The 22,478-nt window shown below is 35.9% G+C and carries 19 protein-coding genes and 4 tRNA genes; 2 read left to right on the top strand and 21 right to left on the bottom strand.

All coding sequences use genetic code 11. The features are described 5' to 3' along the window. Positions 1-25: 25 nt before the first annotated feature. The 12 genes from PHP06_02645 to nagB all read right to left on the bottom strand — a co-directional run bounded on the left by PHP06_02645 (position 26) and on the right by nagB (position 11,058). Complete coding sequence (locus PHP06_02645) at positions 26-1,285, bottom strand: UDP-N-acetylglucosamine 1-carboxyvinyltransferase (protein ID MDD3839449.1); 1,260 nt, start codon at positions 1,283-1,285, stop codon at positions 26-28. Positions 1,286-1,513: 228 nt separating this feature from the next. Beyond that, positions 1,514-2,344 (bottom strand): peptidase MA family metallohydrolase, encoded by an 831-nt coding sequence (locus PHP06_02640; GenBank protein ID MDD3839448.1) that lies wholly within the window; start codon positions 2,342-2,344, stop codon positions 1,514-1,516. A gap of 146 nt (positions 2,345-2,490) precedes the next feature. Then, the gene (locus PHP06_02635) at positions 2,491-4,302 is read right to left on the bottom strand and encodes a peptidoglycan DD-metalloendopeptidase family protein (GenBank protein MDD3839447.1); all 1,812 of its coding nucleotides are present in this window, start codon (positions 4,300-4,302) and stop codon (positions 2,491-2,493) included. Between the two features lie 198 nt (positions 4,303-4,500). Further along, on the bottom strand, positions 4,501-6,039 hold the full coding sequence (locus PHP06_02630) for a M1 family metallopeptidase (GenBank protein MDD3839446.1): 1,539 nt from the start codon (positions 6,037-6,039) through the stop codon (positions 4,501-4,503). 487 nt (positions 6,040-6,526) lie between these two features. Then, positions 6,527-6,602: transfer RNA gene (locus PHP06_02625), tRNA-Thr, on the bottom strand. A 6-nt stretch (positions 6,603-6,608) separates the two neighbouring features. Then, positions 6,609-6,685 (bottom strand) — tRNA-Asp (locus PHP06_02620). Between the two features lie 9 nt (positions 6,686-6,694). Continuing rightward, positions 6,695-6,769 (bottom strand) — tRNA-Glu (locus PHP06_02615). A gap of 6 nt (positions 6,770-6,775) precedes the next feature. After that, positions 6,776-6,851 (bottom strand) — tRNA-Lys (locus PHP06_02610). Between the two features lie 101 nt (positions 6,852-6,952). Next, positions 6,953-8,233: an adenylosuccinate synthase gene (locus PHP06_02605; protein ID MDD3839445.1), complete on the bottom strand. Its 1,281-nt coding sequence runs from the start codon at positions 8,231-8,233 to the stop codon at positions 6,953-6,955. Between the two features lie 19 nt (positions 8,234-8,252). Continuing rightward, entirely contained in the window at positions 8,253-9,647 is a 1,395-nt protein-coding gene (locus tag PHP06_02600; protein ID MDD3839444.1) for an NAD(P)/FAD-dependent oxidoreductase, read from the bottom strand. A 362-nt stretch (positions 9,648-10,009) separates the two neighbouring features. Continuing rightward, the gene (locus tag PHP06_02595) at positions 10,010-10,228 is read right to left on the bottom strand and encodes a DUF1858 domain-containing protein (protein ID MDD3839443.1); all 219 of its coding nucleotides are present in this window, start codon (positions 10,226-10,228) and stop codon (positions 10,010-10,012) included. Positions 10,229-10,311: 83 nt separating this feature from the next. Further along, positions 10,312-11,058 carry a glucosamine-6-phosphate deaminase gene (gene nagB / locus PHP06_02590; protein ID MDD3839442.1) on the bottom strand — a complete coding sequence of 249 codons (747 nt, stop codon included), beginning with the start codon at positions 11,056-11,058 and terminating at the stop codon, positions 10,312-10,314. A 268-nt stretch (positions 11,059-11,326) separates the two neighbouring features. On the opposite strand from nagB, the gene PHP06_02585 reads away from it, so the two are divergent. Then, positions 11,327-12,337 (top strand): DnaD domain protein, encoded by a 1,011-nt coding sequence (locus PHP06_02585; GenBank protein MDD3839441.1) that lies wholly within the window; start codon positions 11,327-11,329, stop codon positions 12,335-12,337. Positions 12,338-12,339: 2 nt separating this feature from the next. After that, positions 12,340-13,314, top strand: a complete 975-nt coding sequence (locus PHP06_02580; protein MDD3839440.1) for an ATP-binding protein — start codon at positions 12,340-12,342, stop codon at positions 13,312-13,314. 1 nt (position 13,315) lies between these two features. Here the strand turns inward: PHP06_02580 and dnaB are convergent, their stop codons facing one another. The 9 genes from dnaB to rpsF form a co-directional block, all read right to left on the bottom strand. Continuing rightward, a complete protein-coding gene (dnaB, locus tag PHP06_02575; GenBank protein MDD3839439.1) occupies positions 13,316-14,653 on the bottom strand; it encodes a replicative DNA helicase in 1,338 nt (445 codons plus the stop codon). Positions 14,654-14,765: 112 nt separating this feature from the next. Beyond that, the gene (gene lonC / locus PHP06_02570; GenBank protein MDD3839438.1) at positions 14,766-16,610 is read right to left on the bottom strand and encodes a Lon family ATP-dependent protease; all 1,845 of its coding nucleotides are present in this window, start codon (positions 16,608-16,610) and stop codon (positions 14,766-14,768) included. A 72-nt stretch (positions 16,611-16,682) separates the two neighbouring features. Next, the gene (gene rplI / locus PHP06_02565; protein ID MDD3839437.1) at positions 16,683-17,129 is read right to left on the bottom strand and encodes a 50S ribosomal protein L9; all 447 of its coding nucleotides are present in this window, start codon (positions 17,127-17,129) and stop codon (positions 16,683-16,685) included. Next, a complete protein-coding gene (locus PHP06_02560) occupies positions 17,126-19,135 on the bottom strand; it encodes a DHH family phosphoesterase (protein MDD3839436.1) in 2,010 nt (669 codons plus the stop codon). Before PHP06_02560 ends, rplI begins: the two co-directional genes overlap by 4 nt. A 15-nt stretch (positions 19,136-19,150) precedes the next feature. Then, positions 19,151-20,122, bottom strand: coding sequence for a DUF2232 domain-containing protein (locus PHP06_02555; protein ID MDD3839435.1), 972 nt, complete (start codon positions 20,120-20,122; stop codon positions 19,151-19,153). 161 nt (positions 20,123-20,283) lie between these two features. Continuing rightward, entirely contained in the window at positions 20,284-21,117 is an 834-nt protein-coding gene (gene pheA, locus PHP06_02550; protein ID MDD3839434.1) for a prephenate dehydratase, read from the bottom strand. Positions 21,118-21,340: 223 nt separating this feature from the next. After that, positions 21,341-21,586, bottom strand: coding sequence for a 30S ribosomal protein S18 (rpsR, locus tag PHP06_02545; protein ID MDD3839433.1), 246 nt, complete (start codon positions 21,584-21,586; stop codon positions 21,341-21,343). A 27-nt stretch (positions 21,587-21,613) separates the two neighbouring features. Further along, positions 21,614-22,048, bottom strand: coding sequence for a single-stranded DNA-binding protein (locus PHP06_02540; protein ID MDD3839432.1), 435 nt, complete (start codon positions 22,046-22,048; stop codon positions 21,614-21,616). A 20-nt stretch (positions 22,049-22,068) separates the two neighbouring features. Continuing rightward, the gene (rpsF, locus tag PHP06_02535; GenBank protein ID MDD3839431.1) at positions 22,069-22,359 is read right to left on the bottom strand and encodes a 30S ribosomal protein S6; all 291 of its coding nucleotides are present in this window, start codon (positions 22,357-22,359) and stop codon (positions 22,069-22,071) included. Positions 22,360-22,478 lie beyond the last annotated feature (119 nt).

Below are 22,478 nucleotides of genomic sequence, written 5' to 3'. Positions count from 1 at the left end.
GAAAAAAGCTGACTGTAAATAACAATCAGTCAGCTTTGATTCTCCTCATCTGAGCTCCTAACTCAATCAATTTATTCTCAAAATTTTCATAGCCCCTGTCAATATATTTTAAATTGCCTATCTTAGTCTCTCCTTCTGCAATCAATCCAGCTATTACCAACGCAGCCCCTGCCCTTAAATCTGTGGCGATAACCGGTGCAGCAGAAAGTCTCTCTATTCCCTCGATAACGGCAACTCTATCCTCAATCTTTACCTTAGCACCCATCTTTTTTATTTCCTCTATATGCTTATACCTAGCTTCCCATACACTTTCAACTACCAAACTTGTTCCCTCTGCAACCGAAAGCAGTACAGATATAGGCTGCTGCAAATCAGTAGGAAAGCCCGGGTAAGGCAAGGTTTTTACAGTCACACTCTTGGGTCGAGAATCAGATGTGACTCTGACAGCATCGCCATACTCACGTACTTTAACACCCATTTCCATAAGTTTTGCAGATATAGATTCTAAATGCTTGGGTATTATATCCTTTATAACCACATCTCCCTTAGTAGCAGCTGCAGCTATCATAAATGTCCCTGCTTCTATCTGATCAGGAATAACCATGTAAGTACATCCATGTAGAGATTCTACACCATTTATTCTTATTGTGTCAGTCCCTGCCCCTTTCACATTTGCCCCCATGCAATTCAAAAAATTGGCTATATCTACCACATGGGGTTCTTTAGCCGCATTTACTATTGTAGTAGTACCCTCTGCCAACACAGCTGCCAACATTATATTGATAGTAGCACCAACGCTTACCACGTCAAGATATATCTCACTCCCATACAACCTATCCGCTTCAGCTGTTATTACTCCGTGCTTCATAGTAACCTTTGCACCTAATGACTCAAAACCCTTTATGTGCTGGTCTACCGGACGCTCCCCGATTTCACATCCCCCCGGATATGAAATCCTCACCTTTCCATACTTTCCAAGCAATACTCCCATCAAATAATAAGAGGCTCTAAGTTCATTTACCATGTCACAAGTAGCCTCACAACAATTTATAGATGTAGGGTCAATAACAACCTTTCCCTTCCTATCAAAATCCACTTTAATACCCATATCACGCATTATATTTATCAAAATCAATACATCACTTATATACGGCACTTTCTCTATAACACTTACATCGTTTGCCAGTAAAGCCGCAGGTAGTATGCCTACTACTGCATTTTTTGCACCACTAACACTTACTTCCCCTTCTAATCTAGCTCCCCCTGTAATCAATAGTCTTTCCAATTTACAATCCTGATAATATCTATATTAACAGGAACTTCACCTCCCAGCTTCAACTTTTGCTATATATAATTTTTATATAAGTAAAAAAACATTATTTACTTTTTTAAAATAAGTTGGATTCCCCTATCCCATTATTGATGAAATTTTCAGCATCTGATGCTGATATACAGACATTCCAATTCATTATAACATATAATTCACATGATATAAGATTATATTTTATTAATTTTATAAAACATCTGCTATCTCCTCTAGTTTGGTACCTGTTATCTCTCTGATACAATCTTCAAATCTCATCCCTTGCCCTAATCGGTTTAAAATATCCATCAATTTTTGCTGCCCGTACTGATCAACTATTCTCTTGACTATTAAAAATGATTTTCTATAAGCCTTGTCATCATCTAGAGCTATAAATCTATCGGTCAAATCATCTATAGTGTAATAAATATCCTGCTCCTCTATTTCAGGGTGCCATTCATTTTTTAGCAGTTGGTATTCAGCATATAAAGCAATGCCCTCAGTAAACCACAAAGGATAATTTCCATTGGTTATTTCATCCACAACTAAATGTGTAAACTCATGCAGCACAACCCCACTTTCATCGATCACCTTAAAAGCATCTTCAGAATTGATATCTTCCCCTGCCCATTCTCTTGGAGATAAAATCAATATCCTTCCTTTGCTGTATGCACCCATAGTCTTTTTATATGAAAGCACACCTATATCCCGATTCAATCGGTAGGAATCTTGGTATATGATCAATTCCGTACCCCTTTCAGGTGAATAAGACAAAAAGCTGGATACCTGATCATATGACTGCTCTGCTATTTGGAGCATCGAATCCACATACATACTATCATTTCGTTTGTATTTCACAATGAAATTTTCGCTTTTCTTTGTTGAATATGTGTCATAGTTACCAGCAGTGCTTATATTCTGAATTTGTCTGAATATAGGGTAGGATTTGACAAAAAAACAATCCTTGAAATTGGATATAAAGATCAAAGATAAAAAGACAAACACAAAAATCAAAAATGTAGTCTTTCTCTTAAACCTCATCGATACACCCCTTCTTTACATGAACCATTTAAAGAAAAACAAATAAAAATATCCAAATATATTATACAGTATTGTTATGTTAACTTCATTGGTAATTAATGTGTCCTTAATGACAAAAAAAAGAAACAGCTATTGATAGCTGTTTCTCATTTTAAGTTGGTTAAAGGATTTACCGGTCTTCCATTCTTTATTACCTCAAAATGCACATGTGGACCAGTGCTATTGCCTGTACTACCCATTTTAGCTATTAATTGACCCTTTCTCACCCTGCCGCCCGATGATACTAAAAGTCTACTGCAGTGGGCATATCTAGTTTTTATCCCTCCTCCATGATCTATTAAAATCATCCGTCCATAACCACCTGACCATCCTGCTTGTATCACTACCCCACCATCACTAGCATATATCGGAGTACCTACAGGAGCGGCTATATCCACCCCCTTGTGGAATCCTCCCCATCTGGGCCCAAACCTGGAAGTTATTCTTCCCCTCGCCGGCATCCCTAATATGCCTGTCCCTTTTTTAGGCGGTAGAGGTTTAGTTCCTTCTGCAACTATTTCAGTTACAGGCTGCTCAACAACTTTTTCACTTATTATTTTTCTGGCTACTTCTACTCCATTGTGTTTTTCTACCTCAGCCACTACTTGTTTTTGTCCATCTTCTCCTTTTTTTAGCACCTTTGACTCATTTTTATACATGTCAGATGTCTGCTTTACTTGTTTTTCATAGGGTATACTGTCTATGTATTCAATCACTTCAACAGTCTTAACGCTTATAATACTTTTAGGTATCACTAGCTTTATCTTTTCTCCCGGCTTTATTAGCTCTGAATCTAAAAGTCTAGGATTTGCCTTCTTAAGGTCATCCACCCTCATATCATTTTCTCTGGCAATGGACCAAAGAGAGTCCCCTTCTTTTATAGAATATTCCTTTATATCATCTGTTCCTAACGCTATCTTTTTATAGGCCTTGTCCTCATCCTGTATGTTGCTATATTCTACAGGAATATTCTTTATCTCTATATCCTCAACGATAGAAACGTCTTTTATCTCGTTTTCTGCACCCTTTACCGCTTCTATATATGGTTTTTTAATATTATCAATAATCTGTTCTGCAGCCTGTTTGTTCTTCACTATAGCTATGGTTTCACCATCAACCACTATTGCAGCACCATTAACTTTTATATCTATAACAGCCTTTATATTCTCCTCTAGTTCTTGTTCACTTGTAAGTTCTATCTTACCAACACTGACTGGCTTAATGTTCATATCCTGGGATATAACTGCTTCTGTACCATATTGTTGCTGAAACCCATCCTTGATATCTTTGATCAGCTTTAAAACCTGCTCCTTATCAGATACAATCCCTAGATGATTTTCACCTAGACTCACCTCATAAGCACCTGTCATTTGTTCCTGAACATTGTAGTATGCTTGTACCTTGTCTTGGTTGCCTACAGCAGCCATCAATACAACTGCTATGAGACAGGAGGCTATTACAATAGCTGCCTTATTCTTTACAAAATTCCTTGTTGTATTGATAAGAAATTCTTTGCTTAAAAACTCCCTATACCCTTTGAAACCTTTAAAATTCAAACAATACAAGGGTTTTAATAGATTATGCTCTTCTTTTTTGATGTTTTTCCCTTTCACTAAACATAGCCTTCGGGTGTTATTATCTGCATATCCTTGCTCAGCAAAAATCTTTCTAATCATCTTCAGCCATAATTTTTTATTCAAAATTCTCTTAGCCCCTTGAGTCAACTTATCCTTAATTGTAAATTCAGGCCTCCCAGGCAATATCTTTGCCGCTACAGCTTGGCCAAAACCTTTATATGTAAATACACCTGTCGTCTTGGTTTTAATTCTCGGGTCTTTTTCTGTAAGCTTTGCTTTAGGCTTTAATCTTCTTTTATCGGTCATGACCTTGGTCATCCGGTCACTTAATCTATAATGCATATATTACCCTCATCCCCCTCCTTTCCAATACTCTGGAAGGCATTTAAGCTACAGACTTAAATAATATTAACACCCTATTACAAATATATTACAAAAATATTACACATATGTATATTCTACATCAATTCGTAAAATCCTCCTTAAAAAAATTTTTTTACATCCTTATTTTACCTTGTAAATATAAAAATATTCATCAGCTCAATCATCCATCAGCCACCCAGTAAAAAAATCATCTAACTTCTGTCCTGAAACTTGTTCACAAACATCGATAAATTCTTGGGTAGAGGATATACCAAAGGCATTATTTCTATAATAAGTCATCATTATATCTTTGAACACATCGTCCCCTAAACTTTTCCTCAAGCTATCCAGCATCATAGCTCCTTTTGCGTAAACCAGCGAATCATAATCCGTCATATTTTCAAATTCATCTACAGGTTTCAATATGATTTCTTTTTGCTCCTTATCTTTTGCCCTATTTCTATCATATTTATCCACTATCATACTTTTAAATATCTCATCTCTCATTTGCTTTCCATATACCTGTTCAAAATATATCATAGTAGAATACTCAGTCAGGCTTTCATCTAGCCATGCCTCCTCTATCTCATTATTGCCTACCGTGCTATACCACCATTGATGTGCAGTCTCATGTGCTATTACATATTCTAAAAGAAATTTGGAAGCATCATTATAAAGACTTTTATCTATCATTACAACATTAGGATACTCCATTCCTCCTATAAAAAAATCCGTTTGTACTACTGAAAACTGTCCATATGGATAATCTCCAAAATATTCATTAAATACATCTATTGCATCAGATGCGTACTTCAATGCCCTTTCCCCAAAATCTTTTGTAAAATAGTAAGAATGCACCTGGATATCTTTTAAGCTTTTTGATGAAACCATAAATTTATCACTTGCAATAAAAGCAAAATCTCTTACAGCTAAAGCTTTTATATCCCAAGTGGTCAGATCTCCCCGTTCTTTTTTATCCATTACATTTCCGGTAGAGGCAATAATCCAGCTAGAAGGCGCAGTAATTTTTACATTATAATTTGCCACATGACTGTAAAAGGGGTCTCCAATAGCATAATAAGGGTATTTGCTCCAACCAGTATCATCGTATACACACAGCACAGGATACCAGTTTGCCGAATTGATGGTAAAATCACCGTAACCAAATCTGCCTAAGCTATTGGGAAGTTTAACAATGTATTTTATATCTATGTCCAACTCATCTAAAGGTTTAATCTTATCTTTAAGCTGCAATTCAAGTATAGTTTCTCCTTGACCGGATATGGAGTATTTTGCACCCTTGCCGTTCACCTCTATTTTATCTATTTTGATGTGACCTGAATTAAATCCGTTTGGATATGCCCTTTTCAAATCCTGCTCTTCGAAAGGTGCAGTATCTTGGCTTTTGTATGCATTAGGGTAAAGATGAAAATAAATGCTTTCTAGTTCGGTACCTTCATTATTGACATACTTGATTTTCTGCATTACATCCAGCTTTTTTAAATCGGTATCAAGAACCACATCCATAAAATATTCATTTAGCCATTCCGATGCTTTGATCTCCCGTTGGCTGAAATTATCCTCTAATAATTGTTTTGATTTGTTTTTATCTGCAGTATTCAAAAATATATTTATACAAACAAATAATATAATCAGTATCAATGTAATTATGATTATTTTTACAAAACCATCTTTTTTAATAAAGAAAACCTTCATGCAACGTACCTTCTCCTCCCCACTATCCATATACTATATTTACGCATATTTAAACGATATATGCATGATCAATTTTAAAGTTAATATCATCACCAACGTCATCAAAGTTTGGATTTAACCATTAAACGAGAACATATATAGAAGAGTTGTTGCTATGCTTATAAATACAGCAGTATCAGGAGTATATAATACCCTCCGTGCTCCGCAATCTGTCGCACTATATTATATACAAATACTAGGTATAGTGCGGCACATTAGTCGCAGCTTCGGGTATTATATGCTCCCTTTACAGAGGTTTAATTTAACCACTGAACAGGGACTTATATGCAAGGTAAATGAATTGCTTATAAATAATGACACAGAGGGACTGTCCCCTTGTGTCAACACATATGGTTAACATAAAATAATAAGTGGGTTAGATATATAATCTCCTTCCAAAACTTAAAAAGCCAGTCGCATAATATAAACGACTGGCTTTTTAATATTCTGGAGCTGGTGATGGGACTTGAACCCGCAACCTGCTGATTACAAATCAGCTGCTCTGCCGATTGAGCTACACCAGCATTATATGGCGACCCGGAAGGGACTCGAACCCTCGACCTCCAGCGTGACAGGCTGGCATTCTAACCAACTGAACTACCGGGCCATTTTATAATGGTGACCCCTAGGGGACTCGAACCCCTGATACCGCCGTGAAAGGGCGATGTCTTAACCACTTGACCAAGGGGCCACAATATGGTGACCCATCGGCGACTCGAACGCCGGACACCTTGATTAAAAGTCAAGTGCTCTACCGCCTGAGCTAATGGGTCACGGAGCGCAAAAATTGCGGCTCACAGTTTAATATATTACTACAGCTTATTATTTATGTCAACACCTATTTCAAACTATTTTACTAAATTCGCATCATTCATTATATCTCATGCCTTACTATAGTCTGCTTTCTCTCCGGTCCTACAGATACAATGGATATTTTGCTACCGCTCAATTCCTCTATCCTGTTTACATATTTTTTTGCATTTTCCGGTAATTGATCAAAATCAGTAACACCCGTAATATCCTCTGTCCAACCATCCATTTCTTGATAAACAGGCTCGCATTGTGCAAGTGTCTCAAGACTTGCAGGGAAATCTTCTATTATTTTATCCCCTATTTTATAACCGGTGCATATCTTGAGTTTATCAAACCCGCTGAGAGTATCCAACTTTGTCAGTACTATATCTGTTATTCCACTTATTCTTACAGCATATTTTACTATCACAGCATCAAGCCATCCACATCTCCTAGCCCGACCGGTAGTTGTTCCATATTCATGCCCTTTATCTCTTATCGTTTCTCCAATTTCATCCGATAGCTCGGTAGGGAAAGGTCCCTTTCCAACTCTTGTAGTATATGCCTTTACTATACCCACTACCTTGTCTAAAGCAGATGGGGCCGCACCTGTACCTATGGAAACACCCCCGGATATAGGATGAGAAGATGTAACATAAGGATATGTTCCCATATCAATATCCAATAAAGTTCCTTGAGCTCCTTCAAATAATATATCTTTCCCCTGTTGCATATATGAATGCACCAGTGCTGAGGTATCGGCAACATATTTTTTTACTTTTTCTGCATATCCCAAATACTCCTCCAAAATAGACTGATAATCTAATGGATCTGCATCATATAATAGTGTAAATAGTTTGTTCTTTTCTTCAACATTATATTTTAATCGGCTGGCAAATACTTCTTTATTGAAAATATCACATACCCTTATCCCAGTTCTAGATACTTTATCCATATAGGCAGGGCCTATCCCTTTTTTAGTGGTACCTATATCGTTATTACCTTTATTGTTTTCGGACAATATATCCAACTTTATATGATAGGGAAATATCAAATGAGCCCTATCACTTATTCTCAAGTTTTCAACACTAATACCTTTTGACTCTATATATTCTATCTCTTCTATCAACGCTTTAAGATCTATAACTACACCATTTCCTATAACACATATCTTGTCTTTGTACATTATCCCTGATGGAATAAGATGTAATTTTAGCTGTTTATTTTCAACTTCTATAGTATGACCTGCATTGTTTCCACCTTGGTATCGTACAACAATGTCCGCTTTCTGTGCTAAATAATCAGTAAATTTACCCTTACCCTCATCGCCCCACTGTGCTCCTATAACCGCTAAATTAGACATTAAAACACCTCTCCTATAACTAAACCAATATTTTTTTCAATATATCTCTAGCAACAAGTACACCGGATGCAGAAGCTTGTGCCAAACCTCTGGTCACACCTGCACCATCACCAGCTGCATAAAGATTTTTTATCTCAGTTTCCAAGTTATTGTTCAACTCTACTCTAGATGAATAGAATTTAACTTCAACACCGTACAGCAACGTATGTTTAGAATATACTCCAGGCGCCACCTTATCCAGGGCTTTAAGCATCTCAATTATGTTTCTAAGATGTCTATAAGGCAGTACCAAACTAAGATCTCCTGGGGTAGCATCCTTTAAAGTAGGTGTTACCAAACATTTATTTATCCTACCGGGAGTAGATCTCCTGCCACTCAAAAGATCCCCTAATCTTTGAACGATCACACCTTCTCCCAACATATTAGCCAGGGTAGCTATATACTTACCATAGGCTATAGGCGACTTGAACGGTTCTGTAAATTCTTTACTTACCAAAAGTGCAAAGTTAGTATTCTCGGTTTTTTGTCCTGCATAACTATGTCCATTAACCGTTCTTATCCCGTCATTATTTTCTACCACAACTTCCCCAAACGGATTCATACAAAAAGTACGCACCTTATCATCAAAGGATTTTGTATAATATATGAGTTTGGACTCGTATACCACATCAGTAAGATCTTTCATTATTACAGCAGGTACTTCTACCCTTACTCCTATGTCCACTGCATTATTTATAGTGTTTAACCCTAACCTCTGCGTCTGCCATTTAAACCACTCTGCTCCCTCTCTTCCCGGAACAGCTACCACAAAATCAGCAGTGTATACACTACCATCCTCTGTTTTAACACCCCTTATGCTGCCATTCTCTTTTATCAGATCCTTTACAGATACCAATGTCTTTATATCAATCTTTGTTTTTAAATAATCTTGCATTCTTTTTAATATTTCAAAACATTTATCAGTGCCTAAATGTTTTATTACGGCAGGAACCAGCTTTAAATCTGCGGCCGCCGCTTTTTTTCTGATTTCTCTTATCTTCTCTTTGTCCGTACCATGAACTTTGGTAGTCCCTCCGAACTTTACAAATATGTCATCTACATAACCTATCAGCGAAGCAAGCTCCTGCTTTCCCGTATATCTATCCAACACTCCGCCAAAATCAGTAGTCAAAGTAAGCTTTCCGTCACTAAACGCACCTGCTCCCCCCCAACCACTCACTATTGAACAAGGGTTACATTTTGCGCATTTTGTTCCACTTGATTTTATAGGACACATCCTTCCTTCAATGTGTCTCCCCTTTTCAAGCAGCAATATCTTGAGTCCTTCCTTTTTTTGAATAAGTTCCAAAGCTGTAAAAATACCGGCAGGACCTCCGCCAACAATAATTACATCATAAGTATTACAGCTACTCATATCAATCTCCCTCACATCGTTTATTAGGGATAATCGGAAAGTCACTTTTATCCTATTATATAGTAGCAGATATGCATTGTTCCGTCAATCAAATCCGAATAATTTTTCGCTTTTTTAATTTAATATTCGAATATGCGTATATAAATATCAAGGGTTTTCCAATAAAAATTAACTGTTTGGTTTCCGTTGGGTTAAATCAGGTTAGAGAAGAAATATTCAATGAGGGTTCTTTGTTTAAGATTAAAGGTGGGAAGAATAATTTTAAAGTTTAAAAAAGTTAGGAAACTATGAGCATTTTTTCTCGGTTTCCTAACTTTTTTAAAACTTTAAATTGCTTCTATAAAAATACAGATGCTATTTAGCTATTTAGATTGATTTCCCTTGCTTGCAAAAAATTCATTTAAATCTTTTATCAATGGTTCTGGATCCAGCCCATGTACTACGCAAGCAGCTTCGATACTTTCTCCACTTGCAGACGGACAACCTACACAGTGCATACCGTGTTTCATAAATATTTCAGCTGTCTCGGCGTCCCTTCTCAATACATCTATTATTACAGTCTTACCTGTCACCTTGTCCATGTTCCAACCTCCTTGCTTATATTTTGTGTTGTTATAATATCATTTACTTACATTATTATCAACTATGATACGCTTGAATCTTTCTATTTATCCAGCCCTTTTGCACAGATCTTTTCAGCAGCATCTTTATCGATTATAAATGTTATATTAGGATGTAACTGCAGTATAGATGCAGGCACCTGCTGGGTGATATCCCCGAACAATGCTTCATATATCGCATCAGATTTATCTTTTCCGCTGCACAATAAAATTATTTGTTTGGATTTCATTATGGTCTTTATACCCATTGAAATAGCTTGCCTTGGAACTTTTTCTGCAGACTCAAAGAATCTTGCATTTGCCTCTATAGTTCTACTGCTCAAATCCACTACATGAGTCAAGGAATCTAACGAAGCCCCCGGCTCGTTAAATCCTATATGTCCATTATGTCCTATCCCCAACAATTGAAGGTCTATCCCTCCGCTGTTCGCTATTGCTTGTTCATATTGTGCACAAACTTCATTTAGATTATCTAAATTCCCCTTTGGCACATGTGTATTTTCTTTATCAATATTTATATGGTCAAAGAGATTTTGGTTCATAAAATATCTGTAACTGTTTTGATCATTTTCATCTAAGCCTGCGTACTCATCAAGGTTAAAGGTAGTAACCTTTGAAAAATCAACCAAGCCTTCCTTATTCATATGAGCGAGTTTATTATATGTCCCTACAGGTGTGCTCCCGGTAGCAAATCCTAATACACTATCTGGTTTGCATATTACTTGCCTTGCAATAATGGCAGCCGCTCTATCGCTCATTTTTTGATAGTCTTGTTCTATCACAATTTTCATACCAACAACCTCCAATTTATATATGGAATAAATAAATTTGCATATGAATATAATATCACATGATTTTTTTAATTTAAAGTACTTTTCACACTTAGTATATAAAAAAATTATAAATAAAATACAGTTTGTGTGCATTAAAAAAATAAGTTTTTAAAATGTATGTAAATCGCTAGAACTATTGCCCTCATGTTTAATTTATTCGTATTGAAAACAAGTAAAAGTATGATATTATATAAATACACTTATCATCCATGAAAGGAATTTATATATGCCTGATTTGATATTAAAAAATGATACTGGTGAAAAAGGTGTTACCATAATACAAAATACCTTCATAGATGAATATATGCCCAAAGCAAACGGCGAATTTGTAAAGGTATATCTCTATGGGCTTCGCAATTTATACAATGGAAAACAAGATATATCAAATTCACAAATAGCTAGCGATTTGGACATGCTTGAATCAGATGTAATAAGAGCATGGAAATATTGGAATAAAAAAGGGGCTATATCCTTAGTTGAAAAAGAAAACAGTATTACAATTGAGTACAGGAGATTGGAAGACACCCCGCCTCTTTCAAATAATATTGTGCTTCATACTCGGCCCAATTATTCACCGAAAGAAATAAGTATATATATCAAAAACAGCGAACAAATACGATTGCTATTTAAAACAGCAGAACAAAAATTGGGTAAAATGCTTACACAACAGGATACCAGTATATTGTTCAGCTTATATGACTGGCTCAGACTACCAGTAGAAGTCATAATAATGCTTTTAGAATATTGTTCAAGCATGGATAAGAGAAATATGAGATACATTGAAAAAGTAGCTATACAATGGTCAGAGCTTGGTTTAAACACTGTAGAAAAGGCCGAACAATGGCTTAAAAAAGAAGAAATGCGCAACAAAGATATCAAAAAAATAATGAGTTCTTTGGGTTTGCACAGGTTCCCCACAAAGTTCGAAATGGAGTACATGGACAAATGGATGAAAAAATGGTGTTTTTCCATCGATGTTATACTTGCGGCTTGTAGTGCAACAATCAACACAAGCAATCCGAGTTTTAAATACATAGATGCCATATTATATCACTGGTATCAAAACAATATAAAGACCAAAGAAGAAGCATATAACTTTATGAATGAATTTAGAAAAAAGAAAACGGCGAAAAAACCCAGCAAGAATAAATTTCACAACTTTTCAGAACGAGATTACGATTTTAAAGAGCTAGAGAAAAAAATCATAGAAAAGAATTTGAAGATGTTTGGTGGTTGATTATGAATAAAGATATATATAAAAAAGTGATGGACAATTATCAACAAAAAAGAGATGCAAAAGAAATAGAATTAAACAATAGAAAAAAAGAAATATACTTTAATATACCTAGGATAAAAGAGATAGACCGAATGATTTCAGAAACAGGGATAAATATCTCAAAGTTATTGATAGAAAATAATTCTAAACAACACCAAATTATTGAAAAAATGAAAAAACGGATATTCGAACTCAAATCCGAAAAAGCCCAATTGCTTTTAGATAAAAATTATCCGGCAGATTATCTAACCATTAAGTATGACTGTGAACAATGTCAAGATACCGGCTACATAGGAAATAAGCAATGTAAATGCCTTAAACAATCTCTGATAGATTATGCATATTCTCAATCAAATATAGGTGAAAGGCTGTTACAGGAAAATTTCGATAATTTCGATATAAGCCTATACTCTAATCAAACTTCAGACAGTCAAAAGATATCTCCTAGACAAAATATGGAGAATATATTCTATTATTGTATAAAGTTTGTCCAGGATTTTGATAATTCAAACCAAAACTTATTGTTTTACGGGAAACCAGGACTAGGCAAAACTTACCTTTCCAACTGCATAGCAAAAGATCTGTTGGACCAAGGGAAAATAGTAATATATCAAACTGCATTTAAATTGTTCGACATAATTCGCAAGTTCAGATTCAGCAATGCTACCGGACAACAGTTTGACTTGGCCAGCTTACTTACTTGCGATCTATTGATTATTGATGACCTGGGAACAGAGCTTACAAACTCGTTCACCAATTCAGAACTTTTCAATATAATAAATACAAGACTTCTAGATTGCAAAAATACAATAATATCTACAAATCTTGACTTGAACGAACTGATGTCCAATTACTCTGAAAGGATCATATCCAGGATACTAGGAAACTTTCAAATATTTAAATTCTATGGCAACGATATAAGAAAGAGGGGTTTTTAAATTAAATCCCCTCTTGTCCAATCAAGTTTGCAAACTTAGTAAATTGCTCCAGCCATACCAATTTAACCGTTCCTGTAGGCCCATTCCTCTGCTTTGCTATTATAACTTCTCCTATATTTTTAAATTCAGTATCAGGATTATAATATTCATCTCTATACAAAAACATAACAACGTCTGCATCCTGTTCAATCGCTCCCGATTCCCTCAAATCACTCAGCATCGGTCTATGATCATTTCTAGCTTCTGGTGCACGGCTTAACTGTGATAATGCCACTACAGGCACATCTAATTCACGAGCCAGGGATTTTAAAGATCTGGATATTTCGGATATTTCCTGTTGTCTGTTCTCTGTTCTTCCCCGTCCCTGCATCAACTGAAGATAATCAATTAATATCAATTGAACATCATGCTCCAACTTGAGTCTCCTTGCCTTTGATCGCATTTCAACCACATTTATGCCAGCTGTATCATCTATAAAAATAGGCGCTTCAGACAAAGGGGCTACCGACATAGCAAGCTTAGGCCAATCATTTTCATCCAAATCCCCTGTCCTAAGCTTATGGCTATCTATATTAGCCTCTGCACACAACATCCTGTTTACCAATTGTTCTTTGGACATCTCTAAACTGAATATTGCAACAGGTATATCTTTTTGAACAGCTGCATATTGTGCTATATTTAATGCAAATGCAGTCTTACCCATGGATGGTCTGCCTGCTACCAGGACTAAATCTGATTTCTGTAATCCTGAGGTCTTCCTATCAATATCTATAAATCCTGTAGGCACACCGGTTATTTTGTTTTGATCTGCATATAACTTTTCTATCTTATTAAAGCTTTCAAGCAGTACGCTTTTTATGTGGGTAAATGCACTTTTGCTTCTTCTTTGGGATATGTTGAAAATATGCTTTTCAGCTTCATTTAATATATCATCCACTTCTTGTGAAGCTCCATAACTGATCTTTATTATGTCATTGGCAGCAAAAATAAGTTTTCTCAATATTGCCTTGTTTTCTACTATCTCTGCATAATACCTCACATTAGCCGTTGTAGGAACACTATTTACCAGCCTGGTAATATAAGTTATTCCACCCACGTCTTCCAGCTCATTTTTATCCCTCAGATAATCTACTATAGTGACAAGATCTACTGGAGTACCCTCATCATACAAGTCCAAAACTGCTTCAAACAAAATCTTATGTGCATCCAGATAGAAATCATCTCCCTTTAGCAGTTCAGAAACTTCAGATATAGCTTCTTTATCCAACAACATAGAACCGAGCACTGAATACTCGGCCTCTACATTATGAGGGGGAACCATTTGTATCTCCTGAGCCATGTTTTCACCTCTTGCCCTTCAAAATAAAACAATATATATGTACTCGGTACAGCTGTTTCTTGCTAATATAATATCTTAATAGAAGATTAGTGAATTGCTCATAAATAATAAATTATTCAAACACCACATCCATAACATCCTCTATCCTTTTAGCGGTAATTATCTCTATATCCTCAAGATCTTCAGGAACATCATCCTTATTTTCAAAAGGTATTACAACTTTTTTAATGCCTGCCCGAGAAGCACCATAAATCTTTTCAAATATACCTCCTACAGGTTTTATATTGCCTTGTATCGAGATTTCACCTGTAACTGCTATGTCCTGCCTTATGGGTTTCTGTTTAAGGGCACTCAAAATCACAAGACATATTGCGGCACCTGCAGAGGGTCCGTCTATATTACCGCCGCCTATGGAATTTACATGTATATCATAATCACCGATGAATTCACCGGTCAACTTTCTTATCACAGAAGCAGCATTTATCACAGAATCTTTAGTCATGCTACCTGCTGTATCATTGAATCTTATATCGCCTTCACCCTTATTTCTAGCGGAAAAAGCTATTGATTCAAATTCTATGATAGAACCCATATACCCTGATACCCCTAACCCGAATATTTTCCCAATCTGGGCAGTTTCTTGGGGGGCAACTTTTTCATAAGGTGTCAGTCTGCTTACCCGTACCACTTGAAATACATCTTCAGCTGTAACATGTAATTTCCCCACTTCTATATCCGGTCCTTTTGCATATAAAGCCATTCCATAAGCATCTGCAAGCATATTAACTGCTTTTCTGCCCTCAAAGGTATAACGGCTGATCAATTCAGGCACATCTTCATCCAATATTATATTAAGTTTGTCTGCCGCATTTATCACAATCCTTTGTATGTCATCAACAGTCAGCGGTTCAAAAAAAACCTCTGCTGCCCTTGATCTTAAAGCAGGATTAATATCTTCCGGCTGCCTAGTAGTAGCTCCTATCAATATAAAATCAGCCGGTGCTCCTTCATCAAACAGCTTTTTTATGTATCTAGGAATACTGTCATCATCAGGATCATAATATGATGAGTCAAATCTCACCCGTTTTTCTTCCAGTACTTTTAATAATTTATTTTGTAAAAATAGGTCTAACTCACCTATCTCATCTATAAAGAGCACTCCCCCATGGGCATCAGTAACAAGTCCGGTTTTAGGTTCAGGTATACCAGTTTCTGCAAGCTCCCTCTTGCTGCCTTGGTATATAGGATCGTGTACTGAACCTAGAAGAGGGTTAGTTATCTCCCTAGGGTCCCACCTCAAAGTTGTCCCATCCACCTCGATAAAAGGTGCATCCTGCCTGAACGGAGTATATTTTATGCTCTTAGCCATCTCCAAGACCAGCCTAGCTGCAGTAGTCTTGCCTATACCTGGAGGACCGTAAATCAGTATATGCTGAGGATATGGAGATGCAAGTTTGCTAATCAATGCTTTTATAGCTCTTTGCTGACCGACTATTTCATCTATACTGGAAGGCCTTAAAAGATCCAGTATGTGATGGGAAAGTTTTTTATTCTCCTTATTCTCCAATATGGCATATTTTTTAAGGGTGTTAGCATTTTCCGGACCTGCATTCTTCTTTAAAATCTGGAGTTTCATCTCCTCCATATACTTATGCTGCCTTTTTTCCAACTTTTCAGCTATTTGCCTTTGTATCCGGGTTTCAACAGTTCTCCTGGCCAATATTTCGGAAATCTCTTCTTCAATATCATTCATTATTTCAGGTATATCATCCATTCTGGGAACACCTTGGATGGAATCATCCTCAAAAATGATCTTGTGAAGAGCAAGCACCCTCTCTTCCAATATATTAGATCTTATCATATTGTCTAATTTCATTTTTTCTACTTTCTTTTCTAGTTTCCTGCTTCCAAATATCTTATCAATCAATTTATATAAAGCATCTATCTGCTTTTCCATATGCTTTAAATCTATATCTATATTTGGACTATTCTGCTGTTCCGGGATGGTTTTCAATTATCATTCCCCTTTCTACTCTTCCACGACTTTTACAATTACCTGGGCGGTTACTTCAGGGTATATTCTGATTTCCACCTTTTGAGAACCTAAAGTTCGTATCGGCTCGTCCAAATCAATTTTTTTCTTATCTATATCAAAATCAGTCTGTTGTTTTATTGCTTTTGATATATCAAGGCTGGTAACCGAACCAAAAAGTCTTCCTCCCTCTCCTGCCTTCGCTTTAATATTTATAATCTTACCTTCCAATGCTGATGCCAACTTACATGCGTTCTTATGCTCCTTCTTTTCTTTTTTCGCTAAAGCTTTCTTTTGTTCATTTAAAACTTTTAAATTGCCTGAATCAGCCTGAACGGCTAATTTCTTGGGCAATAAATAATTTCTAGCATACCCATCATTAGCGTTTACTACATCGCCTTTTTTCCCCAATCCTTTTATATCTTTCATTAAAATAATCTTCATTCTTTCTCCTCCTCTTTTAGGTATTCTAACACAAGAGATCTTATCCTCTGTTTTGCTTGTTCAATGCCAATACCCTTAAGCTGGGCGCCTGCTATGCTAAGATGCCCTCCTCCCCCAAGCTTTTCAAGTATTAATTGCACATTTATATCTCCAAGGGATCTGGCACTTATTATTGTGCCATCTTCATCTCCATACAACACAAAAGATGCCTTAATACCCCTTATATTTATCAGTTCATCTGCTGCTTGAGCAACAATTAACGAAGGGTTCTCTACATCTTCAGGACATACAGAGATAACTATTCCCTCCTCTATCACCTCAGCGTTTTTTACCACCTCTGCCCTAGCAATAAATGTATTTAAATCATCCTGAAACAGCATTTTCACAGCAGTAGTATCTGCCCCTGCCCGCCTTAAAAATGATGCAGCTTCAAATGTCCTCACACCAGTCTTGAAAGAGAAATTCTTGGTATCTACTGTTATACCAGCCAATAATGCTAGGGATTCTATATTAGTAAGTTTAACCTTCTCAACTATATATTGCAGTATCTCAGTCACCAATTCGCTGGTGGATGATGAGTAAGGCTCCATATACATGAGTGTAGCATTCTCTATGGATTCTGTACTTCGCCTGTGATGATCCACAACAAATATCCTTTCCGTCTTTTTGAGCAAGGGAGGATATTCGGTAAAGCTAGGTCTATGGGTATCCACTACCGCCAACAAAGATTGTTCATTTATCATCTCATATGCTTGCTGCGGACTTACAAAAACATCATCATACTCCTCATCCTCTTCTATCTGGCTGATGAGTTTATCTATCAGCATAACCTTAGATCTGTCCAACACAATATACGCCTGCTTATCCAAGCTTTTTGCAGCCCTATATATTCCAAGCGCAGACCCTATGGCATCTAAATCCGGCATCTCATGACTCATTATAAACACTTTGTCTGACTGATTTATCAGTTCTCTAAGGGCATGAGCTATCACTCTGGATTTGACCTTAGTCCTCTTTTCGACCTCTTTGGTCTTACCTCCATAAAACATCAATTTATCCTTGCGCTTTACGACAGCCTGGTCACCCCCCCTGCCTAATGCAAGATCTAAAGCAGTTCTAGCATACTCGGCAGTCTCAGCCATGTTTTGCCCATCTGCTCCTATGCCTATGCTCAGAGTAACAGGAAATTTTGCACTGGTCTCAATATCTCTTATGTCATCTAGTATACTGAACTTTTTCTGCTGCTGCTGAAGTAGATAATAGTTTTGGAATACTGCTATATACTCATCTTTATCATACTTCTTCCATGAGCTTTTCAACATATTTGCCCACTGTGCTATTCTTTTATCTATTTCCGCTAAAACTGTAGTCTTATCCATTTCTTCAGTATTTTGCAATACCTCATCATAATTGTCTATCTGAATAAAACATACAACTGGCTTTTCATCTTCAAATCTCTCTTTTAGGTTAACATAATCGCTGATGTTTATCCAGTATAAAACCGCAATTCTTTTAGGGGATTTGTTGGTGCTTTTTATAATTGATGGATAACACAACACTTGATAGTACTTTTCCCTAAAATATACTTTTTTTATCTCAAGTTTATCCTTTTCAAATATTTTCTTAGGCAATAATTCAGGAACAAGTGAATGCAGCTCTTTATCTAATATATCCTGACCCGGCTCCAGCAAATTTAAAAAAGATGAATTATACCAACTTATCTTCCCGTCTTCTTCAATAACTACAAGAGGAATGGGTATATTGAATACCGATGCCTTTTTAGCTGTGTTCATGTTTTCAGTAAGATTCTCTACATATTCAGACCATTCCAATTTCCTTCTATAACTGCTTTTCCAATAATAATATGCTAAAAATAAAAGGAGAATTGTATTTGCAACTGCAATAGTTAAATTATATCTGAAAAATATTAATGTATTTATCAGTATAATCAACAAATAAAATTTAATCTCGGGAATATAAAATCTTTTAGAATTCTTTTTTTTCATAAACTACTCCTCCAGTTAAGGTGACAAGTTATTGTCATCTTTCCCGATTTTTCTTATATTGATGGGTTGATCCAACAACCCTATTATACTTAGAAACATCCCAAAAAATAATAGGATAAATACATCTATCAATATCCTCACAAATGGTATCAATTTTGACTTTCTTATATAAAAATCAATTACTGACAAACCTTGGATCGAAAATACAAATACAAGCAATACATAAGTAGAAGCAAACACTATATCAAAGTTATTCAACCCGAAGTAAGCACCTAAATAAGCCAATATATTTATCCCAAGCAATCCCCTGCCTGTCCCTCTCGGAAGCTTCCATTCACTAAATGGTGGTATATCCCTTACATCATATTTATACTTTTGTAAAACTTTTATTACAATAAAATAATTTAAAAAACTACAAGCTAAAGAATATATTATTATACCGGCTGGAATGACAATCCTGCTTAAATCTATAAAATCAAAATTATTATCTTTAAATTGCTCTATCATTCGTATAGTATTATTATCTATCCCTGCATTTTTATAATAGCTTATCGTTTGATTAAAAAACTCAAGCATTTGGCCAGCAAAATATTCAAATATATTAGTCCCTGTACTTAATGCAAATACCTCTATAGATACAGCTATAGATGCCAAAACAACTGCAGCACCCATTATTACAGTCCTAAACGAAGGATATTTTTTCTTTATAGCTATACCAAACACAATAGAAAGAGGTGTGGTTACTAATAGTATAAAAACGATTGACATAGCCGGCAGTGCCATCCCTAATAATATGACAGCAATAGCAAGAGATGCTATTCCAAATCTTATGTCCCATCTGTTTATCATAAATATGATAGGCACAGGTATAAACATCAAAATAAAGTTCAATATGGATACTGACAAAGCCATGGTAGCTATAGCCGCAATTGCTATTCCTGCCAGCATACATTCTAATATCGCTCGTAAATAGGGTTGTTTGTGCAAAACCTTCACCTCGTCTTTTTTAGTTATTTCTCCATTGAAATATTTTCCTATTAAAATAAGATCTATACTTTCTTATACCCTACCCCCTTGCAACAAATAACAAAAAAATACTTGATTTATATATTCTATATTTAACTGACAATTCCTCTGATGGTCTTTAGTTAGATAAAATATACCGGATACGATCCAAGAAATTTATAAAACTTGCATTTGCTATCGATGTAATCCAGTATCCCGTCTATATTTTCATCTACGCTACACCCCTGGAAATCAATAAAAAACATATACTGACCAAGCATCTTTTTCATGGGACGTGATTCTATCTTCGTGAGATTTATCCCAGCATCAGCAAAAATCCTAAGCACCTCATACAAGCTGCCTGGCCTATCATCCACAGAGAACACAATAGAAGTCTTATAATAAATTGATTTAGGATTATTGTTCTTGTCTATAACTACAAATCTGGTAGAATTATTATCATTATCTTGTATATCTTTGGCTAAAACTTTCAAACCATACCTCGAAGCTACAGCCTCTGATGCAATGGCGGCACAATATTTACCCCTTTCAGCAACCATGCTAGCAGCTTTTGCAGTGCTAAATGTCTGTTCTGCAGTAGGCTTGTTCAATTCTCTAATTATAAACTGCCTGCACTGAGCCAATGCTTGAGGGTGAGATAATATAGTTTTAATCTGTTTTAATGGCACTTGATGCGATGCAAGCAAGCTATGTCTTATGTTTAAAATAAATTCCCCACTTATGCAACATTCTACCTCATTTGCAAGCATATCTATTGTAACATTTACTGATCCTTCCAATGAATTCTCTATAGGTACAATAGCTTTACCTATCTCTCTATCATCTACAGAATAGATCAAATCCATTATAGTATCGTATTCAATTAGCTCACATTCACTACCTGCTACATGTTTACAATACAAAACAGCGGCCTTATGAGTAAAGGTCCCTTCAGGCCCCAAATAGCCTATCCTCATCACCCTTATCAAACCTCATTTTAGCAAATTAAGTTATTGTTTCATATCTTTTGAAAAGCTCAATTTTCCAAAGGTTTATACATAATTCCAAAATTTGTATATAAATAAGCTAACAACTGGAACATAGTAGATCCCATTGAAAATGTTGTTAATATTTTATATTTTTGTTCTTTCTTTGTCAAACTTAAAAAACAGGGACATGTGTGCACATGTCCCTGTTTTATCAATCGGTAGTATACGGTAGCAAAGCTATATTTCTTGCTCTTTTTATAGCACTAGTAAGCTGTCTCTGATGCTTTGCACAATTGCCTGTTATTCTTCTAGGCAGTATCTTTCCTCTCTCGGTGATATATCTTCTAAGCTTATTTATATCCTTATAATCTATATGTTCAGCTTTATCCGCACAAAAACTACAGATCTTTCTCTTTTTTCTATGCATAGGTCTTCTCGAATTCCTAGCTTCTGTCATCTGCTTTAAACCTCCTTTTTAAGCATTTTAAAATGGCAGGTCTTCCTCGTTATCTATATCCATAAAATCATCATCATTATCATTTTTAGGCATATCTTTTTCAAAATCATTCAGGTCACCGGGCTGTTGCTGCCTTGATTCTCCGCCTCCACCTAAAAATTGAACCTCATCAGCTACTATCTCTGTAACATATCTTCTCTGTCCTTCTTGATTCTCATAGCTTCTAGTCTGAATTCTTCCTGAAACTCCCGCCATTCTACCTTTGGATAGGTATTGGGCACACAACTCCGCTGTCTTTCTCCAAGTAACTATGGGAATAAAATCGGTCTCTCTTTGACCTTGACTGTTGGCAAAAGTCCTTTCCACAGCAAGAGTAAAAGTTGCAACACTAATTCCGTTAGTTGTGTATCTCAATTCAGGGTCTCGTGTTAAACGTCCTATAAGTACCACCTTGTTTAACATATAATACACATCCTTATTAATTATTCTTCATCTCTAACTATAATGTGTCTTAAAATGTTGTCATTAATTTTATAAACCCTCTCCAATTCTCTAGGCAATTCAGGAGCTGCATCGAAGGTCATAAAAACGTAATAGCCTTCTTTTAACTTCTTTACTTCGTAGGCAAGCTTTCTCATTCCCCACTCATCTATAGAAGTCACTTGTCCTCCACCATTTTCAATAACCCCTTTTACCTTATCAATTTCAGCCTTTATAGCTTCTTCTTCAAGGTCGGGCTTTAATATAAATATTGTCTCATACTTTTTTCGCATGCTTTCACCTCCTTATGGACTATAACGGCCCTGCATGACCAGGGCAAGGATAACCTGACTATAAATTATATCATCGTTATATTTATTATGCAACAATTGATTTTCCCCTTGTTTTAAAA

This window comes from Clostridia bacterium (assembly GCA_028698525.1).
Taxonomy (GTDB): domain Bacteria; phylum Bacillota; class Clostridia; order JAQVDB01; family JAQVDB01; genus JAQVDB01.
Note: the sequence above shows the minus strand (reverse complement) of the source record. Positions and strands in the feature narration are given on the sequence as shown.